The sequence below is a fragment of the Paenibacillus sp. LS-5 genome, from assembly GCF_056121505.1.
The window spans coordinates 254,563-277,563 of sequence record NZ_JBWAVA010000001.1; the positions used below are offsets into that span (position 1 = coordinate 254,563).

18 protein-coding genes are annotated in these 23,001 nt (G+C 48.7%); 17 read left to right on the forward strand and 1 reads right to left on the reverse strand.

Annotated features, from left to right (window positions below):
* Positions 1-36 precede the first annotated feature (36 nt).
* The 12 genes from smc (at position 37) to AC0MA3_RS01255 (ending at position 15,325) form a co-directional block, all read left to right on the forward strand.
* Positions 37-3,606, forward strand: coding sequence for a chromosome segregation protein SMC (gene smc / locus AC0MA3_RS01200; protein WP_474654873.1), 3,570 nt, complete (start codon positions 37-39; stop codon positions 3,604-3,606).
* A gap of 32 nt (positions 3,607-3,638) precedes the next feature.
* A complete protein-coding gene (gene ftsY / locus AC0MA3_RS01205) occupies positions 3,639-4,637 on the forward strand; it encodes a signal recognition particle-docking protein FtsY (protein ID WP_379152844.1) in 999 nt (332 codons plus the stop codon).
* A 382-nt stretch (positions 4,638-5,019) separates the two neighbouring features.
* Positions 5,020-6,483, forward strand: coding sequence for a circularly permuted type 2 ATP-grasp protein (locus tag AC0MA3_RS01210; RefSeq protein ID WP_379152842.1), 1,464 nt, complete (start codon positions 5,020-5,022; stop codon positions 6,481-6,483).
* Between the two features lie 68 nt (positions 6,484-6,551).
* Positions 6,552-7,505 (forward strand): alpha-E domain-containing protein, encoded by a 954-nt coding sequence (locus AC0MA3_RS01215; protein ID WP_474654874.1) that lies wholly within the window; start codon positions 6,552-6,554, stop codon positions 7,503-7,505.
* Positions 7,502-8,368 (forward strand): transglutaminase family protein, encoded by an 867-nt coding sequence (locus tag AC0MA3_RS01220; protein ID WP_379152838.1) that lies wholly within the window; start codon positions 7,502-7,504, stop codon positions 8,366-8,368. The genes AC0MA3_RS01215 and AC0MA3_RS01220 overlap by 4 nt, the downstream gene beginning before the upstream one ends.
* A gap of 242 nt (positions 8,369-8,610) precedes the next feature.
* Positions 8,611-9,420: an SDR family oxidoreductase gene (locus tag AC0MA3_RS01225; RefSeq protein ID WP_474654875.1), complete on the forward strand. Its 810-nt coding sequence runs from the start codon at positions 8,611-8,613 to the stop codon at positions 9,418-9,420.
* Between the two features lie 223 nt (positions 9,421-9,643).
* Positions 9,644-10,432, forward strand: a complete 789-nt coding sequence (locus AC0MA3_RS01230; RefSeq protein ID WP_474655156.1) for a DUF2087 domain-containing protein — start codon at positions 9,644-9,646, stop codon at positions 10,430-10,432.
* 21 nt (positions 10,433-10,453) lie between these two features.
* The gene (locus tag AC0MA3_RS01235) at positions 10,454-10,834 is read left to right on the forward strand and encodes a GIY-YIG nuclease family protein (protein ID WP_474654876.1); all 381 of its coding nucleotides are present in this window, start codon (positions 10,454-10,456) and stop codon (positions 10,832-10,834) included.
* On the forward strand, positions 10,831-11,226 hold the full coding sequence (locus AC0MA3_RS01240) for a DnaJ family domain-containing protein (protein ID WP_474654877.1): 396 nt from the start codon (positions 10,831-10,833) through the stop codon (positions 11,224-11,226). The genes AC0MA3_RS01235 and AC0MA3_RS01240 overlap by 4 nt, the downstream gene beginning before the upstream one ends.
* 127 nt (positions 11,227-11,353) lie before the next feature.
* Complete coding sequence (gene hrpB / locus AC0MA3_RS01245) at positions 11,354-13,846, forward strand: ATP-dependent helicase HrpB (RefSeq protein WP_474654878.1); 2,493 nt, start codon at positions 11,354-11,356, stop codon at positions 13,844-13,846.
* Positions 13,847-13,954: 108 nt separating this feature from the next.
* Entirely contained in the window at positions 13,955-14,611 is a 657-nt protein-coding gene (locus AC0MA3_RS01250) for a general stress protein (protein WP_474654879.1), read from the forward strand.
* A gap of 354 nt (positions 14,612-14,965) precedes the next feature.
* Positions 14,966-15,325, forward strand: coding sequence for a replication termination protein (locus tag AC0MA3_RS01255; protein ID WP_379152822.1), 360 nt, complete (start codon positions 14,966-14,968; stop codon positions 15,323-15,325).
* 2 nt (positions 15,326-15,327) lie between these two features.
* Here the strand turns inward: AC0MA3_RS01255 and AC0MA3_RS01260 are convergent, their stop codons facing one another.
* On the reverse strand, positions 15,328-15,888 hold the full coding sequence (locus tag AC0MA3_RS01260) for a TraR/DksA C4-type zinc finger protein (RefSeq protein ID WP_474654880.1): 561 nt from the start codon (positions 15,886-15,888) through the stop codon (positions 15,328-15,330).
* A gap of 189 nt (positions 15,889-16,077) precedes the next feature.
* Between AC0MA3_RS01260 and AC0MA3_RS01265 the strand changes: the two genes are divergently transcribed.
* The 5 genes from AC0MA3_RS01265 to nagE all read left to right on the forward strand — a co-directional run bounded on the left by AC0MA3_RS01265 (position 16,078) and on the right by nagE (position 22,405).
* The gene (locus AC0MA3_RS01265; protein WP_474654881.1) at positions 16,078-16,470 is read left to right on the forward strand and encodes a DivIVA domain-containing protein; all 393 of its coding nucleotides are present in this window, start codon (positions 16,078-16,080) and stop codon (positions 16,468-16,470) included.
* A 113-nt stretch (positions 16,471-16,583) separates the two neighbouring features.
* Positions 16,584-19,325 (forward strand): CHASE3 domain-containing protein, encoded by a 2,742-nt coding sequence (locus AC0MA3_RS01270; protein WP_474654882.1) that lies wholly within the window; start codon positions 16,584-16,586, stop codon positions 19,323-19,325.
* A 179-nt stretch (positions 19,326-19,504) separates the two neighbouring features.
* Positions 19,505-20,365, forward strand: coding sequence for a PRD domain-containing protein (locus tag AC0MA3_RS01275; RefSeq protein ID WP_379152814.1), 861 nt, complete (start codon positions 19,505-19,507; stop codon positions 20,363-20,365).
* Between the two features lie 21 nt (positions 20,366-20,386).
* A complete protein-coding gene (locus AC0MA3_RS01280) occupies positions 20,387-20,896 on the forward strand; it encodes a PTS sugar transporter subunit IIA (protein ID WP_474654883.1) in 510 nt (169 codons plus the stop codon).
* A 54-nt stretch (positions 20,897-20,950) separates the two neighbouring features.
* Positions 20,951-22,405, forward strand: coding sequence for an N-acetylglucosamine-specific PTS transporter subunit IIBC (gene nagE / locus AC0MA3_RS01285; RefSeq protein ID WP_474654884.1), 1,455 nt, complete (start codon positions 20,951-20,953; stop codon positions 22,403-22,405).
* Positions 22,406-23,001: the final 596 nt, after the last annotated feature.

The following is a 23,001-nucleotide window of genomic DNA, read 5'->3' on the forward strand; positions in this document are numbered from 1 at the left end:
GCTATGGTATAATGGGGCAGAGGTGAATAACAGGGTATGTTTTTGAAACGGATTGAATTAGCAGGGTTTAAATCATTTGCCGACAAAACGGAAATGGAATTTGTCCGCGGTATTACCGCCGTAGTCGGCCCGAACGGCAGCGGCAAAAGTAATATATCCGACGGCATCCGCTGGGTGCTGGGTGAACAAAGCGCCAAATCACTGCGCGGTGGAAAGATGGAAGATATTATTTTTGCCGGAAGTGATGCACGTAAAGCCGTGAATTACGGGGAAGTATCACTGACACTGGATAATGAGGATCATGCACTGCCTCTGGACTTCAGCGAGGTAACCGTAACACGCCGTGTGCACCGCAGCGGGGATAGTGAATACTTAATTAACAAGCAGGCCTGCCGGTTGAAGGATATTACTGAACTCTTCATGGATACCGGTATCGGGCGAGAGGCCTATTCGATTATTGGACAAGGCCGGATTGAAGAGATCCTTAGCACCCGTTCCGAGGATCGCCGCGGTATATTTGAAGAAGCCTCAGGGATTGTTAAATATAAATCACGCAAAAAGGATGCCGGCCGCAAGCTTGATGAAACCGAGCAGAATCTGCTGCGCATCCATGATCTGATCAGCGAGCTGGAAGACCAGGTAGGCCCGCTGAAGGATCAGTCCGAAAAGGCAATCCGTTACAAGGAACTGAGAGAGCAGCTCAAGCAATTGGAGATTGCTGTGTATGTTCACCAGATTGATGGGATACATACGGCGTGGAAGGAAGGCAATGACCGGCTAGAAGTACTCCGTAATGAACAGCTTCAGTTGTCAACCGTTGTGTCCGCCCACGACGCAAAGCTCGAAAGTGGACGCGCAGAACTGCGGACATTGGAAGAGGAAGTAGAGAAGCTGCAGGAACAGCTGCTGCGCTATAGCGAAGCTAATGAGAAAAGCGAAGGCTACGGGGAGCTGCTTAAAGAGCGCAGACGCAATTTGGAGAGTAACCGGGAGCAGCTGATGGCTACGCTGGGTTCAGTTGGCGAACGTTCCGCTGACCGTCAACGCGAGCTTGCGGAGCTGGAGCATAAGCTCCAGCAATCCCGGTTGTCGCTCGAAGAGCTGCGTAAGCAGCTGGCAGACGAGGAGTCCAGACTGGAAGGCGTTGCTGGAGGCATCAGCCAGAGCAAGGAAGAGAAACTGAAGAGTGCTCTGCTGGAACTGATGAATCTGATGGCTCAGGCCCGGAATGAAATCCGCTATGCCGACCAGCAAAAAGAAAGCCTGGAGCGCAGAATGAGCCGCAGTCAGGAAGAAAGCGGTAAGTGGACGGCAAAGCTGGCAGAATTGATTGCCGCCCAGAGCGCACTTAAGGATAGAATCGCGGGATTGGGCAATGAAATCGGCTCCCTCCGCAATGCCTACATCACTGAAAGTGAGCAGACCAGCAAACGCCAGAAGCTGCTGGAGGAGACGCAGGGTGGACTCCGCAAATGGGAGCAGAAACGCGAAGCCCAGGTTTCCCGGCATGAGACCATGAAGGAAATGCAGGATGATTTTGACGGATTCATGCTCGGGGTAAAAGAGGTGCTCAAGGGTGCGCGCAAAGGGCAACTTCATGGTGTACACGGTGCGGTCGCGGAGCTGATATCCGTTCCCGAGAAGCTGGAAATGGCTGTGGAAACCGCTATGGGTGCTTCGCTTCAGCATGTAGTTATGGATAACGAAGTTGTATCCCGGCAAGCAATTGCTTTCCTGAAGCAGCGTCAGCTGGGACGTGCGACTTTTCTGCCGCTGGACGTTATCCGTTCCCGGCAGATTGGCGGAAGTGACCGTGCAATGGTTGAAGGCGCGGAAGGGTTTGTGGGAATAGGGTCAGAGCTGGTGGGATACGAGGATAAATACGCGAGTATCGTCGGCAGCCTGCTTGGGAATGTGGTTATCGCTGAGAGTCTGGAGCAGGCTAACCGTATTGCCGCCAAGTGTCAATATCGTTATCGTGTGGTAACCTTGGAAGGCGATGTGGTCAACGCGGGTGGTTCAATGACCGGGGGTAGTCAGCATAAGAAGAATAACAGTCTGCTGAGCCGCAAACGTCAGCTTGACCAGCTCTTTAGTGAGATCGAAGAGAGTGAGCGGCAAATTGCCAAGTTGAAGCAGGGAATCAACCGGTTGCGGGAAGAACAGGAGACGGCTTCACGGAAGCTGGAAGAGCTTCGTCATGGCGGTGATGAGAAACGGCTGGAAGAGCAGCGTGTCTCCGGTGATTTGAAGCAGCTTGAGCAGGAACTGCGCCATGTACAGGAACAGGTGGATGGAGCTGGTGCAGAGCGCAGCGGTTTTGAGAGCGAAGTGCGTGAACTGGATGAGAGCCGGAAGCATGCGGTGTCCGAGCTTGAACGGTTAGAGAAGGAAGAGAAAGAGGCTCATGAGGCGATTCGTAATGCGGAATCGGCGCGCAAGGCAAATGAATCGGCCAAAGAAGAGCTGCAAAGCAAGCTGACCGGGATGAAAGTGACCGAGGGCAAGCTGGACCAGGAGATTTTCTCGCTGGAAGAGCAGCTGCGGCGCATGAGACAGGATGCGGGTTCGCAGGACAAAGAACTGCGTCACAGCCGCAGCCTGCTGATCACGATTGAACAGGATCTGGAAGAAAACACGAGAGAAGCTGTGAAACAGAAGGAAGACCTGAACAATTACCGACTGAAAAAAGAAGATACTGCAGGCAAGCTGGATCTGGCTCGTGCCGACCGTGCCGCTTTGACACGCAAGCTGGAGCTTGCGGAAGGTGAAACCAAAGATCAGCGTCAGGCCTTGAAGTCAGTCGATGACAAACTGCGTGCGACTGAGGTGGCTGTGGGACGGCTCGATGTAGAGCTGGACAATATTCTGCGCAAGCTGAGTGATGATTATGAGCTGAGTTACGAACTGGCTAAGCAGCGGTATCCCATTCCTGAGGATGTACCTGCCGCCCAGATGGAGGTTCAGCGACTCAAACGCAGCATTTCTGCGCTGGGCGAGGTGAACCTGGGGGCGATTGAAGAATATCAGCGTGTGCATGAACGCTATACCTTCCTCAGCGGTCAGAAGGATGATCTGGTGGAAGCCAAAACCACACTGTACCACGTGATTCATGAGATGGAAGAAGAGATGTCCAAACGTTTCAAGCAGACCTTTGACGCCATCCGCCGTGAATTCGGCACCGTATTCTCCAAGCTCTTCGGCGGGGGAAGAGCAGATCTTATGCTGCTAGACCCTGAGCATATGCTGGATACGGGGATTGATATTGTAGCCCAGCCTCCAGGCAAAAAGCTGCAAAACCTGCAGCTTTTATCCGGAGGAGAGCGCGCATTAACCGCCATGGCACTATTATTCGCCATCCTGCAAGTCAAACCGGTTCCGTTCTGCGTTCTGGATGAGGTTGAAGCTGCACTGGATGAAGCTAACGTAGTACGCTTTGCCCAGTATCTACGTGAATTCTCGGAACAGACGCAGTTTATTGTCGTCACCCACCGCAAAGGAACTATGGAAGAAGCGGATGTGCTCTATGGGGTTACGATGGAAGAGGGCGGCGTCTCCAAGCTGGTTTCGGTTAAACTGGAGGATGATGAAGCAGAGATTGCTTAACGGAATCGTTACAAATATTGAGGAGGAACATAATGAGCTTTTTTCGGAAATTAAAAGAAAGCATCTCCGGTAAAACGGAGAGTGTCACCAAACAGTTCCGCGACGGTCTCGAGAAAACCCGTATAGGGTTCGTAGAGAAGGTATCTGACCTGATCATCCGCCGCAAAAAGATAGATGAAGAGTTCTATGAGGAATTGGAAGAAATTCTGATAGGAGCCGATGTCGGAGTTAACACCGTGATGACGCTGGTTGAGGAGTTAAGAGCAGAAGTGAAGCAGAAGCGGATTGAGGATGCTTCCGAGCTGCAGCCGATTCTGTCCCGGAAGCTGATGGAACTCCTGCGTGGAGATGATGATAACAGCTTGAAGGAGAACCCGGACGGGATCACTGTCATTTTGTTCGTCGGCGTAAATGGGGTCGGCAAGACGACTACTATTGGAAAGCTGGCACACCGCTATAAGCAGGAAGGTAAAAAAGTACTTCTTGCGGCTGGCGATACCTTTCGTGCAGGGGCAATAGAACAGCTTGAAGTATGGGGGCAGCGTGCTGGAGTGGATGTCATAAAGCAGCAAGCAGGCTCGGACCCGGCAGCGGTTATGTTCGATGCCGTTCAGGCGGCCAAGCAGCGGAATGTGGATGTGCTGATCTGCGACACGGCAGGCAGACTACAGAACAAAAGCAATCTTATGGAAGAGCTCAACAAAATCTTCCGTGTGATCCAGCGGGAGATTCCAAGCGCCCCACATGAGGTGCTGATGGTGCTGGATGCAACTACCGGACAGAATGCATTGACCCAAGCCAAGCTTTTTGGAGAAAAGAGCGGTGTTACCGGACTGGTGCTTACCAAACTGGACGGAACAGCCAAAGGCGGGATTGTAGTCGCTATCCGCCAAGAAATGAATTTGCCAGTTAAGCTTGTGGGTCTGGGAGAGAAGATGGAGGATTTGCAGCCCTTTGATTCTACCCAGTTTGTACATGCCCTCTTTGCCGGAATGATCGCCAATGAGGAACTGAATGAAAAGCAGGACTAAACCTTAGTCGATGGAACGAGATTTGGCAACAAGAGCGGCTGTGCTTTTAATAGAAGCAACAGCTGTTCTTTTTTTTGTAGATATGGTATCAAAATTTCAACATATGAAAAATTCATAATAGTAATGCATGTCAACTCTCGCGCATACAATTCTATGTACTCTATATATGGTTGTCCCTGATCATCACTTATAGGAGAAAGGAAGCGATTCCACCGTTACTTAATGGATTACAACTCCATTTTGCTGTTATATATATTGACATGAACAATATTGTTTACGTATTATTAAAGTATCCTATAACATTTTCATCATATTTTTTTTGCGAAATTTGCATCAATGTAAATAAACGTAACATTAAATTGATCCGAAAGGAGTCGGGCTCATGTCCAAACTTGATCCTCTGCCCGGGCTGTCTCCGTATCCACTGCAACATTTTTATGATGAAATGTATGCCGATGAACGGAGCGTCCGGCCGCATTACAAACATGTCAACCGCATGTTTTCCGGGATGAGCCCCGAAGAGCTGCAAGGTAAGCAGAAACTGATGCAGCGTCGGATGATGGAAGAGGGAATTACGTTTACACTGTATAATCCTGCACAGGATCATCCCATGGAGCGTACAATTCCTTTTGACATGATTCCTCGGATTATTCCCAAGCTGGAGTGGGAAAGGCTGGAAGCTGGGATTGTTCAGCGTATTACGGCGTTAAATCTTTTTATTCATGACATCTATCATGAACAATACATTGTCAAAGACGGTATCGTGCCGCGGCGTATGATCATCTCGAACTGTTACTTCCGCCCGGAGATGGCCGGTATGCGGGTGCCTGGCGGAGCTTACATTACTACTTCGGGAATTGATCTGATCCGCCATCATGATGGAGAATATTACGTGCTTGAAGACAATCTGCGGACACCCTCAGGATTCTCTTACCTGTTTAAAGGCAGATCCCTGATGAACCAGCTGTTTCCCGAAGTCTCTTTTGCCAGCTTCATACGTGATGTGGACCATAGCTTAAACCGGTTTCTGTCAGTCCTGCGAAGTCTTTCCCCGTCTCGGACGAAGAATCCGGTCATAGCTCTGCTGACACCAGGTGAATACAATTCTGCTTACTACGAGCATGCTTTTCTGGCTCAGCAAATGGGAATACACCTGGTAGAAGGCCGGGATTTGGTTGCTCAGGACCATAAGGTGTATTTAAAAGAAATGAACGGTCTCCGGCGTGTGGATGTGCTGTACCGCAGATTGGATGACGATTTCATAGATCCGCTAGCGTTTCAGCCCAATTCACTTCTGGGTGTAGCCGGGTTGATGAATGCCTACCGGGCAGGGAACATAGCCATAGCCAATGCACCGGGAACCGGCGTTGCAGATGACAAAGCGATGTATGTATACGTACCGGATATGATCCGCTATTATCTGAACGAAGAACCCATCCTTGGGAATGTGCCTACTTATCTGTTATCAAGGTTACAGGAACGACAATATGTGCTCGATAATCTGCATGAAATGGTGGTAAAGGAAACCTCTTTGTCCGGAGGATATGGGATGCTGATTGGCAGTGAAGCGACCAGGGAGGAGCTTTCCGATTTCCGACTCAAAATTCTTGCCGATCCGGCCCGTTATATCGCACAGCCGATCATGTCGCTGTCTAGAGCTCCCGTGCTTGCAGGTGGCAGTATGGAACCCCGTCATATTGACTTGCGGGCTTTTGTGCTCATGGGCGCCGACCGCAAACCGCATGTGATTCCAGGTGGTCTGACACGAGTAGCCATGAAGGAAGGTTCGCTGGTGGTGAATTCTTCCCAGGGTGGTGGAGTAAAAGACACTTGGGTAATGGCTTAGAGAATACAGCATAAGACTTCAGAATTAACAAATGCAGCATCCATACGTTAAATGAAGGAGTGGCTACGATGCTGAATCGCAATGCGGAAGCTTTGTTCTGGATTGGCCGGTATATGGAGCGGGCGGAGAATCATGCCAGGCTGATCGATGTGCATTATCATATCCAACAGGAAGAGGACTTTCAGGCTGAGGGACATAAATGGTCACGGCTGATTGATGCGCTCGGTGTCAGAAATGAATATCAGCAGCAATTTGACAGCTTTTGCGAGCAGGATGTATTGTCCTTTATTACACTGGACCTTGGCAATTCTAATTCTATATTCTCTTGCGTACATCAGGCGAGAAATAATCTTCGGACGCTCAGGCAGCATCTTCCCAGTGAGTTGTGGGATATTGCAAACAGCTTTAACCTGTGGCTCGGTGAACAAACCTTGGCAGATATCATGGTCGGACCCCATCAGTTCTACCAGCATGTCAAAGAACGGGCTGCCATGTTTCTTGGGGCTGAGCAATCCGTTATGCTACGGGCCAATGAGTGGCGGTTCATTGAAAGTGGGCGTTTCCTGGAGCGGGCAGAGAATACAACCAGGATTCTGCAGGCCGTTACGGTCTCCTGTAAGTCTAAGGATATCAACGGTATCTATACCCAGCTGCAGGCAGTCCTCAAATCAGTCAGCGGGTATCAGGTCTTCCGGCGTTATTATGCTGATGCGATGTCCCCGGAGAGCATTTTGGAGTTCTTGATCGTAAATGCGTATTTTCCACGTTCGATCCGCTTCTCATTCCACAAGCTCGAGGAGCATTTGGCTAAGCTTGATCTGGATACTTCCGAGAAGGGATCCGGTCACGAGCGGGTGATCCGGCAGGCCGGGAAGATCAAGGCAGAGCTTGATTTTATGGAAAAGGAAGAGATGTCGGGCGATCTCGTAGAGGTTGTATTGCAATCGCTGATGACCTCTTGCCAGAAGCTGGGTAAAACGATGGAAGGTGCCTTTTTTCGCAGAGAGGGGGTCTCTGTATGAAAATCGAGATCAATCATACGACCACATACAGTTACCCGGAGCCGGTTACGGACAGTGTCAATGAAATTCGCCTAACCCCGCGGACCAATTACCGCCAGTCCTGCTATCACCATGAGGTTGAAGTGTTTCCGCCAGCGAATTTGCTCACTTATGAAGATTTTTTCGGCAATCGTGTGCATGCTTATTCAGTGAATAAGCCACATACCGAGATGGTGATTCATACCAAGGCCACTGTGGTTACACTGGATAAGGCGCAAGGCTTAGACCTTCCGCATATCCCGCTCGAGGATCAGGTGAAGCTGCTAAATGATGATAAGTTCCAGAACCGGTACGTGGAGTTCATTTTACCTACCCGATATACCGAGGTCACACCAGAGCTGGTCGAATTTGCGTCTCAGCATCCTTTTGATGAAGCGGAAGACATGTACGAGTGGACCAAAAAGCTGTCATCGACGATTTATGAACAATTTACCTATGATCCTGAGGCGACAAGTGTCAACACTACCGTTAAAAAAGCTTTAAAGCTAAAACGCGGTGTGTGTCAGGATTACGCTCATCTGATGATCGCTGTCTGCCGCAGTGTCGGACTTCCTTCACGATACGTCAGCGGGTATCATTTTGTGGGTGACCTTCAGGGCGGCAATGCTGATTTCGAGCAAGCTTCGCATGCCTGGGTGGAGACGCATATTCCCGGTACCGGGTGGCTCGGTTTTGATCCTACGAATAATGTTGAAGTGAACTGGCGGTATATTAAACTGGGGCATGGACGTGATTACAAGGATATCGTTCCGGTAAAAGGAGTCTACCGCGGAGTCAGCGGAACACTGACTGTAAAGGTGGATGTCCGTAAGCTGGAGAATTGAAGAATTGAGGAGAGTCCTGCGGCAGCGGGGCTTTTTTATTGATTATGGCGGGCGAGTTACCCGTAAGTTGGCCATGTTGGAATGCTCCTGACAAGGAAGGAAGTAGTGTTACCTAGCGGGTACAGTGTGCACGTTGCATCAAATTTGTGCAAATTTTGCATAAAATGATTATAATCAAGGCCTGTTTGGGTAATCTTGAAACAGAGCCACTAAGCTGGACGAATTAGAAAGGGAGTGTACATATGAGTCCAAGTATAGTGAAAAAACAGCGTTTTCTAGGTAAAACAGCCATAATTACAGGGGCGGGCTCTGGAATCGGGAGAGCGACAGCTATTCAGATGGCCCGTGAAGGCGCAAATGTAGCCTTATTCGATCTGGTGAACGAACGGACATCTGTATTGGAGCAGAAGCTGAACAAACAACACAAAGACTGCGCCCTCGCTATTGATGTGGATACATCGGATGCGGTTCGTATGGAAGAAGCAGTACGCAAAACAGTGGAACATTTCGGCGGAGTCGATATTGTTTTTGCCAATGCGGGAATTAATGGGGCAGTAGGGCCTATTGAGGAGCTGAGTCTGGGCGATTGGGAACGCACGATGAACGTGAATTTGACAGGTACTTTTCTTACATTGAAATACACCATTCCTCATTTGAAGGAAAAAGGTAAAGGCAGCATCATCATTACCAGTTCCATCAACGGCAATAGCCGGTTTGCCAGCTTTGGCTGGTCACCCTATAGTACTACCAAGGCGGGACAGGTTGCTTTTGCCAAGATGGCTGCTCTGGAGCTGGCGAAGTTCAAAATTCGTGTTAACGTTATCTGTCCGGGAGCCATCTCTACCAACATTGATGAAAGTACGGAATTTAATGAAGATGTTGAGGCTATTGTAATCCCCATTGAGTTCCCGGAAGGGGCGCAGCCCCTCGCTGACGGACCGGGTAAACCGGAAAACGTGGCGGATCTGGTATCTTTTCTTGCCTCGGACGATTCCATCCATATTACTGGAGCACAGATTGTGATTGATGGCGCAGAATCTTTGCTGTCCTGATACACTTAGTAGAAACGTATAACAAGTGAAATTACCTAAAAGCCTTACCCGATGGTTCACAAAACCAGGGTAAGGCTTTTGGTGCGTAGTATAACACCGATAACCAAAGGTGTTCTGAATGAGATAGGTTAGTTCATTTTATAAACAATGTAATTAGATGATTGTAAAATAACAAACAAAATGATAATATGTCTATATATTAGTGAGGAATTGGGTGGTTGAGTTGGCTGCAGGCAATGAATCGGTAAGTCTTTCAGAGAAATTCTGGAATGCTTCCATTAATGAGCTGAAGCAGGGCTATATTTTTGAGATGCAGGAACATTCGGGTTTCTATACATGTTTGGTTTGTGGAGAGGAATTTGAGAAAGGGTTAATCTACAAGGAAGACAGTCAATATTATGAAGCCTGGAAATATGCAGCATATCATGTGGAACATGCACATGGCGGGATGTTTCAGTGGCTGCTGGGTCTGGACAAGAAGCTTACCGGACTGACGGAACTACAGAAAGGGCTGCTTGGTGCTTTCCGGCAAAGTCTTAGTGATGGTGAAGTCGCAAAGCAGTTGGGCATAGGGAGTACATCTACGGTGCGTAATCATCGGTTTACTCTGCGGGAGAAGGTGAAGCAGGCAAAACTCTTCCTAGCAGTGATGGAGCTTACCGAAGAAAAGCCTGGGTCAGCTTCGCCTTTTGTCAGCATCCCGCGTTCCGCTGCTATGGTTGATGAGCGATTTGCTATTACAGAAGACGAAAATGCAGAGATCCTGAACGCCTATTTCAAAGAAGGGCTGGAGGGCCCCATCACGGAGTTCCCCAAGAAGCAGAAACGAAAAGCTGCCATTTTGCGCCAGCTGATTAAGCGTTTTGAGACAGGACGCAAATATTCGGAGAATGAGGTTAATACCATTCTAAAGGACGCATATGCGGATTATGTGACGCTCCGGCGGTATCTGATCGATTATGGGCTGCTGGACCGTGAACCTGATGGGAGCTGCTACTGGGTTAGTCTATAGATGAAGGAGAGAAGAGTAAACATGGATAAGACTAGACGTAAAGAATTGGCCTATAATTATACTCATTCCCACCGGCCGATGGGAGTATACCGCATTGTCAACACCTTAAATGATAAGGCCTATGTGGGCAGCAGCATTAACCTGGACGGAGTCTGGAATAAGCATAAGTTCATGCTGGACATTGGAAAACATGATAACAAAGCACTTCAGGCAGACTGGAAGGAACACGGAGACTCGGCGTTTGTCTTTGAGATCCTGGAGCAGATCAAACCTGAGGAGGATTTTGTGGCAGAGGTATCCGAGCTTTCTAAATACCGCAAGTTGTTGCCTGAATTGGAGAGCAAATGGCTGGAGAAACTGGCGCCATACGGGGAACGGGGATACTTGGTCCGTAAATCATGACGATATTGTCTTGGCTTGCGGAACAGAAGATTCAGGAGGCTATGCGCAGTGGAGCGTTCGAGAATCTGCCGGGACATGGCAAACCACTCCAGCTGGAGGATCTGTCCGGGGTGCCTGAAGATTTGCGAATGTCCTTCAAAATCATGAAGAACGCCGGTTTGGTGCCGGAAGAAGTCACGCTGCGCGGCGAATGTGTAACCCTGGAGAAGCTGCTCGCGTCATGTCATTCCAGCGGAAGCGCTGCGGATGGTGAACGGAACGCGCTTAAATCCCAGCTTACGCTGAAACGGCTTCGCTTGCAGGAACTTATGCGTCAGCGCGGATACGAGAACAGCAGTGTGTTCTCCGATTATGGAGACAAGATTCAGGAGCAGCTTGCTAACGAAGAATAAGGAGTAGAGTGATCCGGCCCGAAAAGGCTGGGTGACTCTTTTTTTGTATGCAGAGCGCTTGAAATTTATTAAGGTTTCGCCCATCATATTAGAAATACCGGACAATATGAGGACATGGAGAGATAAGATGAGACAGCTTCCCATTGCACAGGTACTCCCTGAGCTGAGAAATATATTGAATACTTCACCCGCCGCCGTTCTGATTGCCGAACCAGGCGCGGGGAAGACCACTGGAACGCCCCCGGCTTTTTTGAACGAGGCTTGGCTGGATGACAAAACGATACTAATGCTGGAGCCCAGAAGGCTGGCCGCCCGCTCCGCGGCGAGCTATATAGCCTCCTCCATGGGGGAAAGTGTCGGACAAACGGTAGGTTACCGTATGCGGGGTGACACTAAAGTGGGCAAAGATACGCGTATTGTTGTTGTCACAGAAGGTGTATTAACCCGAATGCTGCAAAGTGATCCGTCGCTTGGCGATGTAGGGATTGTGATCTTTGACGAATTCCATGAGCGCAGTCTTCATGCAGATCTTGGACTGGCGTTAACCCTTGAAGCACAGGCTGTACTCCGTGAGGACCTGCGGATTCTGATTATGTCTGCGACACTGGACAGTGGAAGGGTCTCCGCTCTTCTAGGAGATGCGCCTGTTGTGGATTGTCCCGGGCGTGTATTTCCTGTGGAAACGATATATCTGCAAGCCTCTGGAGACAAGCAGCTGGAGCAATCCGCCGCAGCTGCTGTCCGCCGGGCGCTAGCCGAGCAACCGGGTGATATACTGGTCTTTCTGCCAGGTGAGCGGGAAATCCGGCGGACGGAGCGTGAATTGGAGGGTGGAGATCTCCCTCCGGGTACCGTGCTTCGTCCACTATATGGCCAGCTCCCCCAGGTGCAGCAGGATGCCGCCGTGGCAGCCTCCGTGCCGGGTGAACGGAAAGTAGTACTGGCTACTTCGATTGCTGAAACCAGTCTGACTATTGAAGGAGTGCGGACAGTGATCGATACGGGGCTGAGACGAACTCAGATGTTCTCGCCTCGTACGGGCATGCCCCGGCTGACCACGGTGCCTGTATCCAAGGCTTCGGCCGACCAGCGAAGGGGCCGTGCGGGACGCACAGCACCTGGAGTATGCTACAGGCTATGGAGCCGGGAAGAACATGCTCGTCTTCCGGACGATAATGTGCCGGAGATTATGGAGACTGACCTGGCGCAGCTCGCTCTGGAGCTGGCGCTGTGGGGCGCGCCTGACCCGGCGGCGCTGCTCTGGCTGGACGCGCCGCCGGCTGCGCCATATGCGCAGGGCACCGCGCTGCTGCGCCAGCTCGGCGCGCTGGACGCCGGCGGCGCCATTACGCCGCACGGCCGCCGCATGGCCGCGCTGGGCGCGCACCCCCGCGTCGCGCATATGCTGCTGCGCGCGGCAGAGCTGGGAGCGGCGCCGCTCGCCTGCAGGCTGGCGGCGCTGCTCCAGGAGCGGGACCTCTGGCGGGGTCCCGCGGCAATGGACAGCGACCTCACGCTGCGCGTGGAGGCGCTGCTCAGGTACGAACGCTCCGCTGCGGACAGCGGCGGAGCGGACCCGGCAGCTCTGCGCGCGGTGCAGCGCGAGAGCCGGAGCTTCCTGGCGCAGCTGCAGGCCGCGCCGGGAGCGATGCCGGACAACATCAGCCTAACCGGGCTGCTGTTGTCGTTCGCCTACCCTGACCGCATCGGGCAGAAACGCGGCGATGGCGCGTTTCTGCTCTCGGGCGGACGGGGGGCGGCTATGCGGGAAGGGCAGCCGCTCACGCGTTCGCCCTATATTGTAGCGGCCGGCATAGATGACCGCGCCGGCCAGAGCCGGATTATACTGGCAGCCGAGCTGCCCGAAGCAGAGCTGCTGAAGCATCACAAGGAGAGTCTGCAAGAAGAGCGCGAAGTCTATTGGGATAGCGGGAGCGGGAGTGTGCAGGCACGCAGGCGAACCCTGCTGGGTGCACTGATGTTGAAGGAAACCTCGCATGAAAGGCCTACAACAGAAGAGGCAGAAGAGGTTCTGCTTCGTGTAATCGCCGACAAAGGGCTCGAACTGCTGCCATGGGATAAAGGAACGGTTCAGCTATGGCAGCGGATGGTGTTCCTGCATGGATTGCGGACAGATTTTCCGGATGCTTCGGAAGAAGCCCTGCTGTCCTCGCTTCACGAATGGCTTCAGCCATATCTTCAGGGTATGCGCAATCTCCGTGACCTGCAGCGGTTGCCTGTTGCCAAAGCGCTGGAAGGAATGCTGGATTGGAGCAGCCGGCAGCTGTTGGATAGAGAAGCACCGACGCATATAACTGTCCCCAGCGGTTCCCGGATTCCGTTGGACTACAGTACTCCAGGCGTACCCGTGCTTGCAGTAAGGCTTCAGGAGTTGTTCGGCCAGGCAGATACACCCAGGATCGGGGGAGGCAAGGTAGCAGTGCTGCTGCATCTCCTTTCTCCTGCAAGGAGACCGGTCCAGGTCACGGCGGACCTTGCCAGTTTTTGGCGAACCACGTATTTCGAAGTCAAAAAAGATTTAAAGGGACGTTACCCCAAACACTATTGGCCGGATGACCCTCTGCAGGCAGTTCCTACAAACCGTACACGTCCTTCATAATAAACGGTAATCCTCGTTGTCATTCCAATGAAAAAGCTTACAACCTGTTTGGGAAGCATGCGAACGGGTAATAATGTAGCGAACGACAATTACGAAGGAGGGCTTCAAGTGGCAGATAAAATCGTAGGTGTATTCGATACGGAACAAGAAGCGACCAGAGCAATTGAAGGGTTACAACGACAGGGTGTAAGCAATGATGAAATCTCAGTAATAACTCGTGACCGGGATGAATTGAAACATATATCGGATGATACAGGTACCATGGCTCCGGAAGGTGTAGCAACCGGTGCTGCAACAGGAGGAGTAGTCGGCGGTATTACCGGACTGCTTGCGGGGATAGGGGCGTTGGCCATTCCGGGAATCGGTCCGATTCTGGCGGCAGGCCCAATCGTAGCTACACTGACAGGTGCGGCGATCGGCGCAGGAGCGGGCGGTCTGGTTGGCGGATTAATTGGACTAGGTATTCCTGAAGATGAAGCCAAGGAATATGAAAGTTACGTGGACAGCGGCAAAATCCTCGTCCTGGTGGATGATAATGGACGCGGGCGCGACATCCATAATGTATTCACAGGCAACCGCTCATTGAATGCCAGCCGATATGACAGCCGGTATAGTGATACTACGCTGAATGATCCTATTACTGACCGGGGGGCTACGAATCCGGATGTGATAAGAGATGATACGACAGTAGGTAACACAATGGGTAACCGTGGCTCGATGAATGCAAATACTGACCCGGACCTCTACAACGGCAAGCGGATGTAATGTAATTAAATGTTGTCCCGTCTGTGGGAGGATAAGAGCTATAGCTTTAATCAAAAGAGACTGCATTTCAGGAATAATCTGAGATGCAGTCTTTTTTGCGTCTGCTAGATGGCCACCTTTTTCAGCAGTGAGATTATGATATTTCAACATATGAAAAATTCATAATAACAAAAGCATAAATCGACTTTTCTAGAACCTGCGATTACACGCCCACTTATTCGGGTACTTATACCATAATTATCGGTAATAAGGTGTGCGACTATATTAAAATTTCTAATTGTGAAAGCAGGGAAATAGTGTTTATAATAGAGTCACACAGGAAAGATAAGGAAACACACCATTAGGAGGTGTCTCATGGCGTTTATGATTGCCCAGAGGGCTTTTATCAAGGTATATCTGATTACTATGGTTGAGCAGCATAAGGGGTATGGTTATCAAATGCTTGAGGATTTACGGAGAGATTTCAAAATGCATGGCTATTCCCCTCCCCAGAGCGAAATCTACCGGGCATTGCATGAGCTGGTACAGCAGGGGATTCTATACCGGACCAAACAGCTGAAGGGGAATGATCCCAAGGTAGATTTCCAGGAGATTGTCCTGTATCATTTCACAGCTGACGGAGAGGAAAAAGCCAGATTGTATAAGAAGCAGGTCAAGACGGATCTTGACCGCTGCCTGGGTATTCTGAATAAAGCCGTTGCGGATAATTTCTAGGATCAGACTTCATCTTCTTCATTTTGACCTGCAGGGGGAACCGGAGAACTTGCACTACCGTAATCTTCTACAGCTTCCCAAGCACCTGCATCGTCGAATCGGCCGCTCTCTTCCTGGCGGTTCCGGCCTGCTCCAGCGGGTGGGGGTGTCATTACTTCTTCTTCTACTGGTCGGTCATTCAACGATTCACGGCTCGGCACATATTCTACAGCATAGGGTGTAAAGGGAATGGCTTCAAGGCGTTCATATGGAATCTCCTCATTGCTTATGATACAAATCCCGTAGGTTCCGTCTTTCATCCGCTCTAATGCATCTTCAATATCGGAGAGTTCCTCTGTAAGCGAAGTATTGATGGCCAGATCACGGCTTCTTTCGAAGGTTTCAGTTCCCGTATCAGCCGGATGATTGTCTGCAGACGAGAGTTCACCGGTAGAGATTCTGAGTGAGTCACCAAGCAGGCTGTTTTCTTCACCATTCAATGAAAAATGCTGTTCGATTTCCTTTTGCCGCTCCTCAAGAGAAGATTTTAATGTGGCTAGCTGTTCTTTGGATAGATGGCTCATATAGTCGATCTTCCTTTCTGTGAATATATTTATACTTAAACCGTATTCTTTCCTTACCCTATTGTCAGCAGAAGCAATCAGAGGCCAATTAACTGCGGGTCTATAACTTAAGTGATATTTTCAGGTTGCTGTTAGCCTGTTATAATGATTACTGCTGGATGAAACGCTATATACTTGGAGGTAACTTACATGGATGAACACATGAAACGCAGACTGGATAAGCAGAGAAAGCTGTTCAGCCAGCTAGGCATTACACTCGACGCACTTACCATACACGAGAAAGAATTCAGTATGAAGCTACGCGGCTATGATGCCGAAGAGGTAGACACTTTTTTGGATAGCGTAATCAAGGATTATGAGCGCTTTTATGCTACTATAGCCGATCTGATGGATAAATGGCAGGAGCAGCAGATTGAGCTTCGTGAAATGAAAGACAAGGTCCAGAAGGTAGAAGCTGCACCGGCGGTGGCACCCATTATTCGAGGAATTGATCCGATGGATCTGGAGGATGTGATTCTGAAGCTGGAAGCCAATGTGAGACAATTGAAGGACAGACTGCCCCGCAGCGAAAGTTATTTATAAAACGTCCTGCAGCATATGGACCCCTTGCATTCTGAATTGCCAGAATTTACAATTATAAAACATCAGCTTGAGTAATTGGAATATATATGGAATGCCAGATGGAGGTTGGACCATTGCTTGATAAGCGAGGCATAAGCCTGAAGATCCGCGGAAAAATTGCTCTCGGTTATGCTATGATCCTGTTAATGCTGGGACTGTTTCTGCTCGTTGTATCCAGCAGGATCACTGACCTGGAGAAGGAAACTGTTTTTCTGAGTGACCATGATATGAAGGTGCATGAGCTTACCTATCAAATTGAAAAAAATATGTTAGACATGGAGACTGGTCAAAGAGGATATGCGCTTACAGGCGACCCCGGTTATTTGCCTCCCTTTGATAAGGGGACGAAAGAGTGGGAGATTAATTATACTAAATTACGCAGAATGATTGAGAATAACCCGGATCAAATGCTGATCCTGCAAGATATCCAAGTGAATATTAATAAATGGATCGGAACAGCGGGACGTTACGTAGTTGATCTGAAACGCAATGGTCAGACTGAGGCAGTGAATGCCTTTTTTCGCAATGACAGCGGTAAAATGATCATTGATTCCACACGCTCACAGCTGGAGTACTTCCGGGATAACGAACGACAGCTTACAAGCGAACGAATTGCCAATTTGAAAGACAGCAACGATAAGCTAATGATAACCATGTATGCACTTTGGACTATGGTTGCCCTATTGGCAGCTCTTGTAACTTACCTAATCTCTGCAAGTATTGTGAATCCGCTGCAACACGTCATTCAAGCAATCCAGAGTATAGCAAGCGGGGGGAACATGTCCGAACGGATCAGAGTGAAGACCCGTGATGAGATCTATGAACTGGGAAATGCAACGAATGAGCTATTAGATAATGTTCAGCGGGATCATTGGAGTAGTGGACAGATTTCGTTAATGTCTATGGCTCTACAAGAAACTATTGATTTGTCTATCGTATGCAGGACATTTATGAATAGATTATCCTTTATGCTGGAAATGCAATATGGCGTCATTTATGTGCTGGGTGAGAATGAATTATATGAACGAATGTATTCCTATGCCGGCTCAGAGAAGCTGAAGCTGGAGATCGGAATGACGAAGATACATGCGGGTGAAGGGCTCATTGGCCAGTGTGCGATCGATAAAAAGCTGATTCTGCTTGAGGATTTGCCAGAGGATTATATGAGTGTTCATTCCGGACTTGGAAGATCCGCACCCAAATTTGCTGTTATTGCTCCGGTTATCTTCGAGAACAAGACTGTAGCCGTTCTGGAGGCCGCTTCGCTGACTCAATGGGCCCCCTATCAACTTAAGCTGTTTGACGAGCTGCTAACCATGTTGGGGGTCACCTTGAATTCTGTTTTGACACGTATGGAAATTCAGCACTTATATAAGGAATCTCAAGTCTTGAACGAAGAATTACAGATCCAATCCGAGGAGCTTCAGGTACAATCTGAGGAACTGCAGGTACAGACCGAAGAGCTGCAGAATCAAACCCATGAATTGCTGATTATTAACCGGGAACTGGAGGACCAGAAGTCTGTTGCCGAGAATGCAGCCGTTCAACTGGAGAAATATAATGAACAATTGGAGCAAAGCTCCCGCTACAAATCTGAATTTTTAGCCAATATGTCTCACGAACTGCGTACACCGCTTAACAGCATGCTTATTCTTTCACAGCTGCTTACCGAGAACCGCAACGAGACCCTGACAGAAGAAGAACAGGGATATGCGGCTGTTATTCATTCTTCTGGAAGCGCTTTGCTGGAGATGATCAACGATATACTGGATTTGTCCAAAGTAGAAGCAGGCAAGATGACAGTAGAACGCGATGCCGTTAACCTTACAGAGCTGCCATCCATACTGAATGGTTATTTTATCAAAACCGCCGAGCAGAAGAATATTGATTTCCAGGTCATACTTCAGGATGATGCTCCTGATTTATTTTTTACGGATGAAATGAGATTGCATCAAATCCTCAGGAACCTTCTGTCCAACGCTTTTAAGTTTACGGAACAGGGATTTGTAAAAGTGGTGATCCACCGTGTGGAATCTTTCACACCGCCACACCTTCATACAGGTGAACCAGCAATCGCCTTTACCGTAAAAGATAGTGGAATTGGTGTATCGGATGCAAACCGGGAGAGCATCTTCGAAGCTTTCCGCCAGGCTGACGGCTCAACCGTCCGTAAATATGGTGGTACCGGCCTGGGCTTGTCCATCTCTCAGCAGCTTGCCAGACTGTTAGGGGGAACCATTACACTTGACAGTAAAGAGGGTGTGGGAAGCACGTTTACACTGTACCTCCCTTGCCGTGAAATCGATGACGGGTTCGATTCCATGGTTCCAGATGTCTGGAGTACACAGGCTGCAGCTGCTTCTGAATGGAGTGAACTGCAGCATGAGAAGTCTGTTAAGAAGGATCGTACGCAGTTCGACAAGGATTATAGCAAGCTTCGTGAGAAGACTGTACTGATTGTAGATGACGACATCCGCAACATCTATGCTCTGGACAAAGGGCTTGAGCCTTACGACATGAATATTCTAACTGCTCAATCCGGATTCGAGTGCCTGCAAATCGTCAGAGAACAGCCAGACATAGATATTGTACTCTTGGACATCATGATGCCGAACCTGGACGGGTATGATACCCTTTCGATCATCCGTGAGGAACTGCAGCTGCCTGAACTTCCCGTTATCGCAATCTCAGCCAAAACGATGAAGGATGACCGTGAGAAATGCCTGGCAGCAGGAGCTTCAGATTTTCTCAGTAAGCCGGTCGTGATTCAGGATGTGGTCACACGAATGTGCCGGCTGTTGGAGGGTCGCGCTTGACTTTTAAAAACTAATTGACTGAAAAATAAGTATGACTTATTATGGTTTTATAAATGATCCATTATATGCAATCGGCGTGTTACCTTTAAGGGCATGAGCCAAGAATTGACCTCATTTCATTGAGTCTTTCTTGGCTCTTTTTGATGCAAAAAATCGGACAAATGGAAAGGAGGGGGACCTTGGTCAAAGATAATGAGCAGTTTGAGGTACTGCGGGTGATCGGCAATAACGTAGTGATGGTGCAAGGAGGCCGTAAGAACAAGGAATATGTGATTATCGGCAAAGGGATCGGATTTGCTGTTAAAGATTCAGGAATCATAGAAGCAAATGATAAGCGGATTGAGAAATTATTCAGGTTGGAGGATCGTGAGGAATGGAGTCAATATCAGATTCTTCTTGAAGATATAGATCCTAAAGTGATGAGAATAACAGATGATATTATTGCGGATATTGCATTTGAATTTTCCGGTAAGTTGAATGACAAGATCTATTTAGCACTCCCCAGTCATATCCAGTTCACTGTCTACCGTCTCAGGAATGGAATGGACATTGTCAATCCGTTTCTACAGGAGACCAAAATGTCTTTTCCCAAGGAATTTGAGATCGCTTACAGAGCGGCGGAGAAAATCAGTGCAGAGTTCCAGGTTCAGATCCCTGAAGATGAAGTGGGGTTTCTAACGTATCACGTATATTCGGCGGTCAGCAATGTAACGGTAGGTCAGTTGGTAAAATCCTCAAATATCGTCAGCGAGTTGCTGGATATGATTCGCAGAGAACGAAACTTCACCTTTTCTCATGGAAGTATGAACCACATACGGCTCATGATTCATCTGCGATTTTCGATTGAACGGATCCTGCAGGGTTCGCTCATTGATAATCCGTTCGTGAAGCATATTCAGAAAGAATACAAAGAGGAATACAAGCTGGCCCAAAAAATGGGCAAGGTTATGCAGGAATCCCTGGGTGTAGAAGTTCCCAAAGAAGAAATTGGCTTCCTTGCCATGCATTTGTGGCGATTGTTCCAAACCTTAGATAAATAGCAACCGTGAGGAGAGAGATACATGTTTACATGGAAATCGAAAAAAGAAAAGCACCCGGCCGAAGTACTGACACTGGAAATTATCGCTCCGGTAAGCGGTCAGGCCATTCCATTATACGATGTGCCGGATGAAACATTCGCAGGTGGTCATATGGGGAAGGGGTTAGCTATAGAACCTAGTGAGGGTAGAGTAATTGCCCCATTTGAGGGAAAGATCGCCCATCTAGTCAAATCCAGTCATGCAGTGATTATTGAACATTCTTCTGGATTGCAGCTGCTGCTGCATGTCGGAATAGATACTGTAAGCCTGAAAGGGAGCGGATTCATCTGTCATATTACCAGCGGAGAGAAAGTAAAAGCCGGGCAGACGCTGATTGAATTCGATATCGCATCCATCCGGGCAGCCGGTTGTCAGACCATTACACCAGTCATTATAACTGAGAACGGGGACACTACCCCAGAAGTGACTTACCACTATGGTCAAGTATCTGCGGGTAAAGACATTATTCTAACTGTGGCATCCAGGCAATAAATCATACAGCTTCAGGATTGGCCAGATTAATTTTAAAACAAGGGGATGATTGTGATGTTGGCTTTTCTGCAAAAATTGGGCAAGTCACTGATGCTTCCAGTAGCAACACTGCCGGCGGCGGCGATTCTGCAGGGTTTAGGATTACTGGACTATGAAAAGGATATCCATTTAGGCAGTGCTATTGGAGGATTTTTGAATCAGTATGTTGCCCCCTTTTTGAACGCTGGTGCGGGTGCGATTTTTGGGAATTTGGCATTGATTTTTGCCGTTGGGGTTGCCATTGGTTTCGCAGGAGATGCCGTAGCTGCTTTGTCTGCCTTGATAGCTTATATGGTACTTACAAAAATTTTAGGGATAGTGCCGACCACCTTCGGGTTCATTGGTGATGACGTAGTGCTGGATATGGGCGTACTTGGCGGTATATTTGCGGGGGCGTGGGCTGCTTTCCTCTACAAAAAATATCATAATGTCAAAATGCCCGATTGGCTCGGTTTTTTTGCCGGCAAACGATTTGTTCCCATTATAACAGCAGCGTCGACCATGGTTCTGGCTGTTCTGATCGGTATGATATGGAGTCCAGTGCAAGATGTAATTAGTGATTTCGGTAACTGGGTTGTAGGTCTTGGTTCAATTGGCGCTTTCGTCTTCGGTACTGCTAACCGCCTGCTTGTTCCAATCGGTTTGCATCATGTAATTAACACTATTGCTTGGTTTCAGCTTGGGGACTTTACTAATGCAGCGGGTGAGGTTATCCACGGAGATGTATGGCGTTTCCTCGCGGGTGATAAAAGTGCAGGGATGTTCACAACGGGTTTCTTCCCCATTATGATGTTCGCATTACCGGGAGCTGCACTGGCCTTTATCCATACGGCAAAACCTGAAAAGAAGAAAATGGTGGCCTCGATATTTATTGGTTCGGCTATCGCCTCCATCCTTACTGGTATTACCGAACCCTTGGAGTTCTCGTTCATGTTCGTCGCTCCGCTTTTATACCTGGTGCATGCACTACTAACCGGCCTGTCCATGGCCTTAATGTATTGGCTTGATGTAAGACTTGGGTTTAGTTTCTCTGCCGGCCTGATTGATTACCTGACGAATCTAAAGCTATCCACGAATGCCTGGGTTCTGCTTCCGGTCGGACTTGCCTTCTTCGTACTATATTATGTATTATTCCGCTTTGTTATTGTGAAGTTCAATTTGAAAACACCAGGGCGTGAGGATGAGGCTGATGACGAAATCATGGAGTCTGATATGAGTGGAGCAAAAATCTCCGCATCCTCCAGAGCAGTTAAAATTCTTGAAAGTATCGGCGGGCCGTCCAACATCCGCAACATCGATGCTTGCATTACACGGCTACGGCTAATTGTAAATGATGAGAAAGCTGTCAAAGATGCTGCGCTGAAGCAGCTGGGAGCATCGGGTGTAATGAGACTAGGCCAAGGTGCGGTGCAAATCGTATTTGGTCCGCAATCGGAGCAAATTAAGGATGACATCAAGAAACTCCTGTAATAATAGGGTATTTCAAACGTCAAAATCAAGATCAGATAGATCAAGCTACTAATGTAGTCTCAAAATAACATTTGCATTCCTTCAAGCTTCATCATCATTTTTTCCATGATCGGATACAAACTAAGAACCCGCATAACCACAATGGTTATGCGGGTTCTTAGTAATTGCAGGATCGGGGATATTCTTAAAGTGAATCCGAACATTATCACTGATGGTTCTCTTCTTACGTTCCGTCACATGAGCATGAGTAGCAAAGGCGAATCATTTCGTTACAGACCTTGATTCCGATGAACATATGCTCCTGCGATGTTATCGCCGGATGTCGGGTTTAACGAATATTCGCTGTTACCAAGCTGATGCAGTGATTACCGGATGGGGTGTCGGTTTTGATGTCGTAGTCATGGCGGGCAACGTCCTGATTAACATTGAATGCGAAATAGATTACAAAGATGTACAAAAGACTCTTAATAAAATGCTGCGGCCCCGATTGTCGAAGCTACAAATCGCGCTATTCTATGGGCAAGAAAGTTATAAATTTTACATACGGTTACTAGAATCCTTTTCGCGACTGAATCATACAAGAACAAAGAAAGGGT

What these genes read in the sequence shown, in the direction of transcription:
- smc (WP_474654873.1), top strand. Translation starts at nt 37, where the DNA reads ATGTTTTTGAAACGGATTGAATTAGCAGGGTTTAAATCATTTGCCGAC.
- ftsY (WP_379152844.1), top strand. Translation starts at nt 3,639, where the DNA reads ATGAGCTTTTTTCGGAAATTAAAAGAAAGCATCTCCGGTAAAACGGAG.
- AC0MA3_RS01210 (WP_379152842.1), top strand. Translation starts at nt 5,020, where the DNA reads ATGTCCAAACTTGATCCTCTGCCCGGGCTGTCTCCGTATCCACTGCAA.
- AC0MA3_RS01215 (WP_474654874.1), top strand. Translation starts at nt 6,552, where the DNA reads ATGCTGAATCGCAATGCGGAAGCTTTGTTCTGGATTGGCCGGTATATG.
- AC0MA3_RS01220 (WP_379152838.1), top strand. Translation starts at nt 7,502, where the DNA reads ATGAAAATCGAGATCAATCATACGACCACATACAGTTACCCGGAGCCG.
- AC0MA3_RS01225 (WP_474654875.1), top strand. Translation starts at nt 8,611, where the DNA reads ATGAGTCCAAGTATAGTGAAAAAACAGCGTTTTCTAGGTAAAACAGCC.
- AC0MA3_RS01235 (WP_474654876.1), top strand. Translation starts at nt 10,454, where the DNA reads ATGGATAAGACTAGACGTAAAGAATTGGCCTATAATTATACTCATTCC.
- AC0MA3_RS01240 (WP_474654877.1), top strand. Translation starts at nt 10,831, where the DNA reads ATGACGATATTGTCTTGGCTTGCGGAACAGAAGATTCAGGAGGCTATG.
- hrpB (WP_474654878.1), top strand. Translation starts at nt 11,354, where the DNA reads ATGAGACAGCTTCCCATTGCACAGGTACTCCCTGAGCTGAGAAATATA.
- AC0MA3_RS01255 (WP_379152822.1), top strand. Translation starts at nt 14,966, where the DNA reads ATGGCGTTTATGATTGCCCAGAGGGCTTTTATCAAGGTATATCTGATT.
- AC0MA3_RS01260 (WP_474654880.1), bottom strand. Translation starts at nt 15,888, where the DNA reads ATGAGCCATCTATCCAAAGAACAGCTAGCCACATTAAAATCTTCTCTT.
- AC0MA3_RS01265 (WP_474654881.1), top strand. Translation starts at nt 16,078, where the DNA reads ATGGATGAACACATGAAACGCAGACTGGATAAGCAGAGAAAGCTGTTC.
- AC0MA3_RS01280 (WP_474654883.1), top strand. Translation starts at nt 20,387, where the DNA reads ATGTTTACATGGAAATCGAAAAAAGAAAAGCACCCGGCCGAAGTACTG.
- nagE (WP_474654884.1), top strand. Translation starts at nt 20,951, where the DNA reads ATGTTGGCTTTTCTGCAAAAATTGGGCAAGTCACTGATGCTTCCAGTA.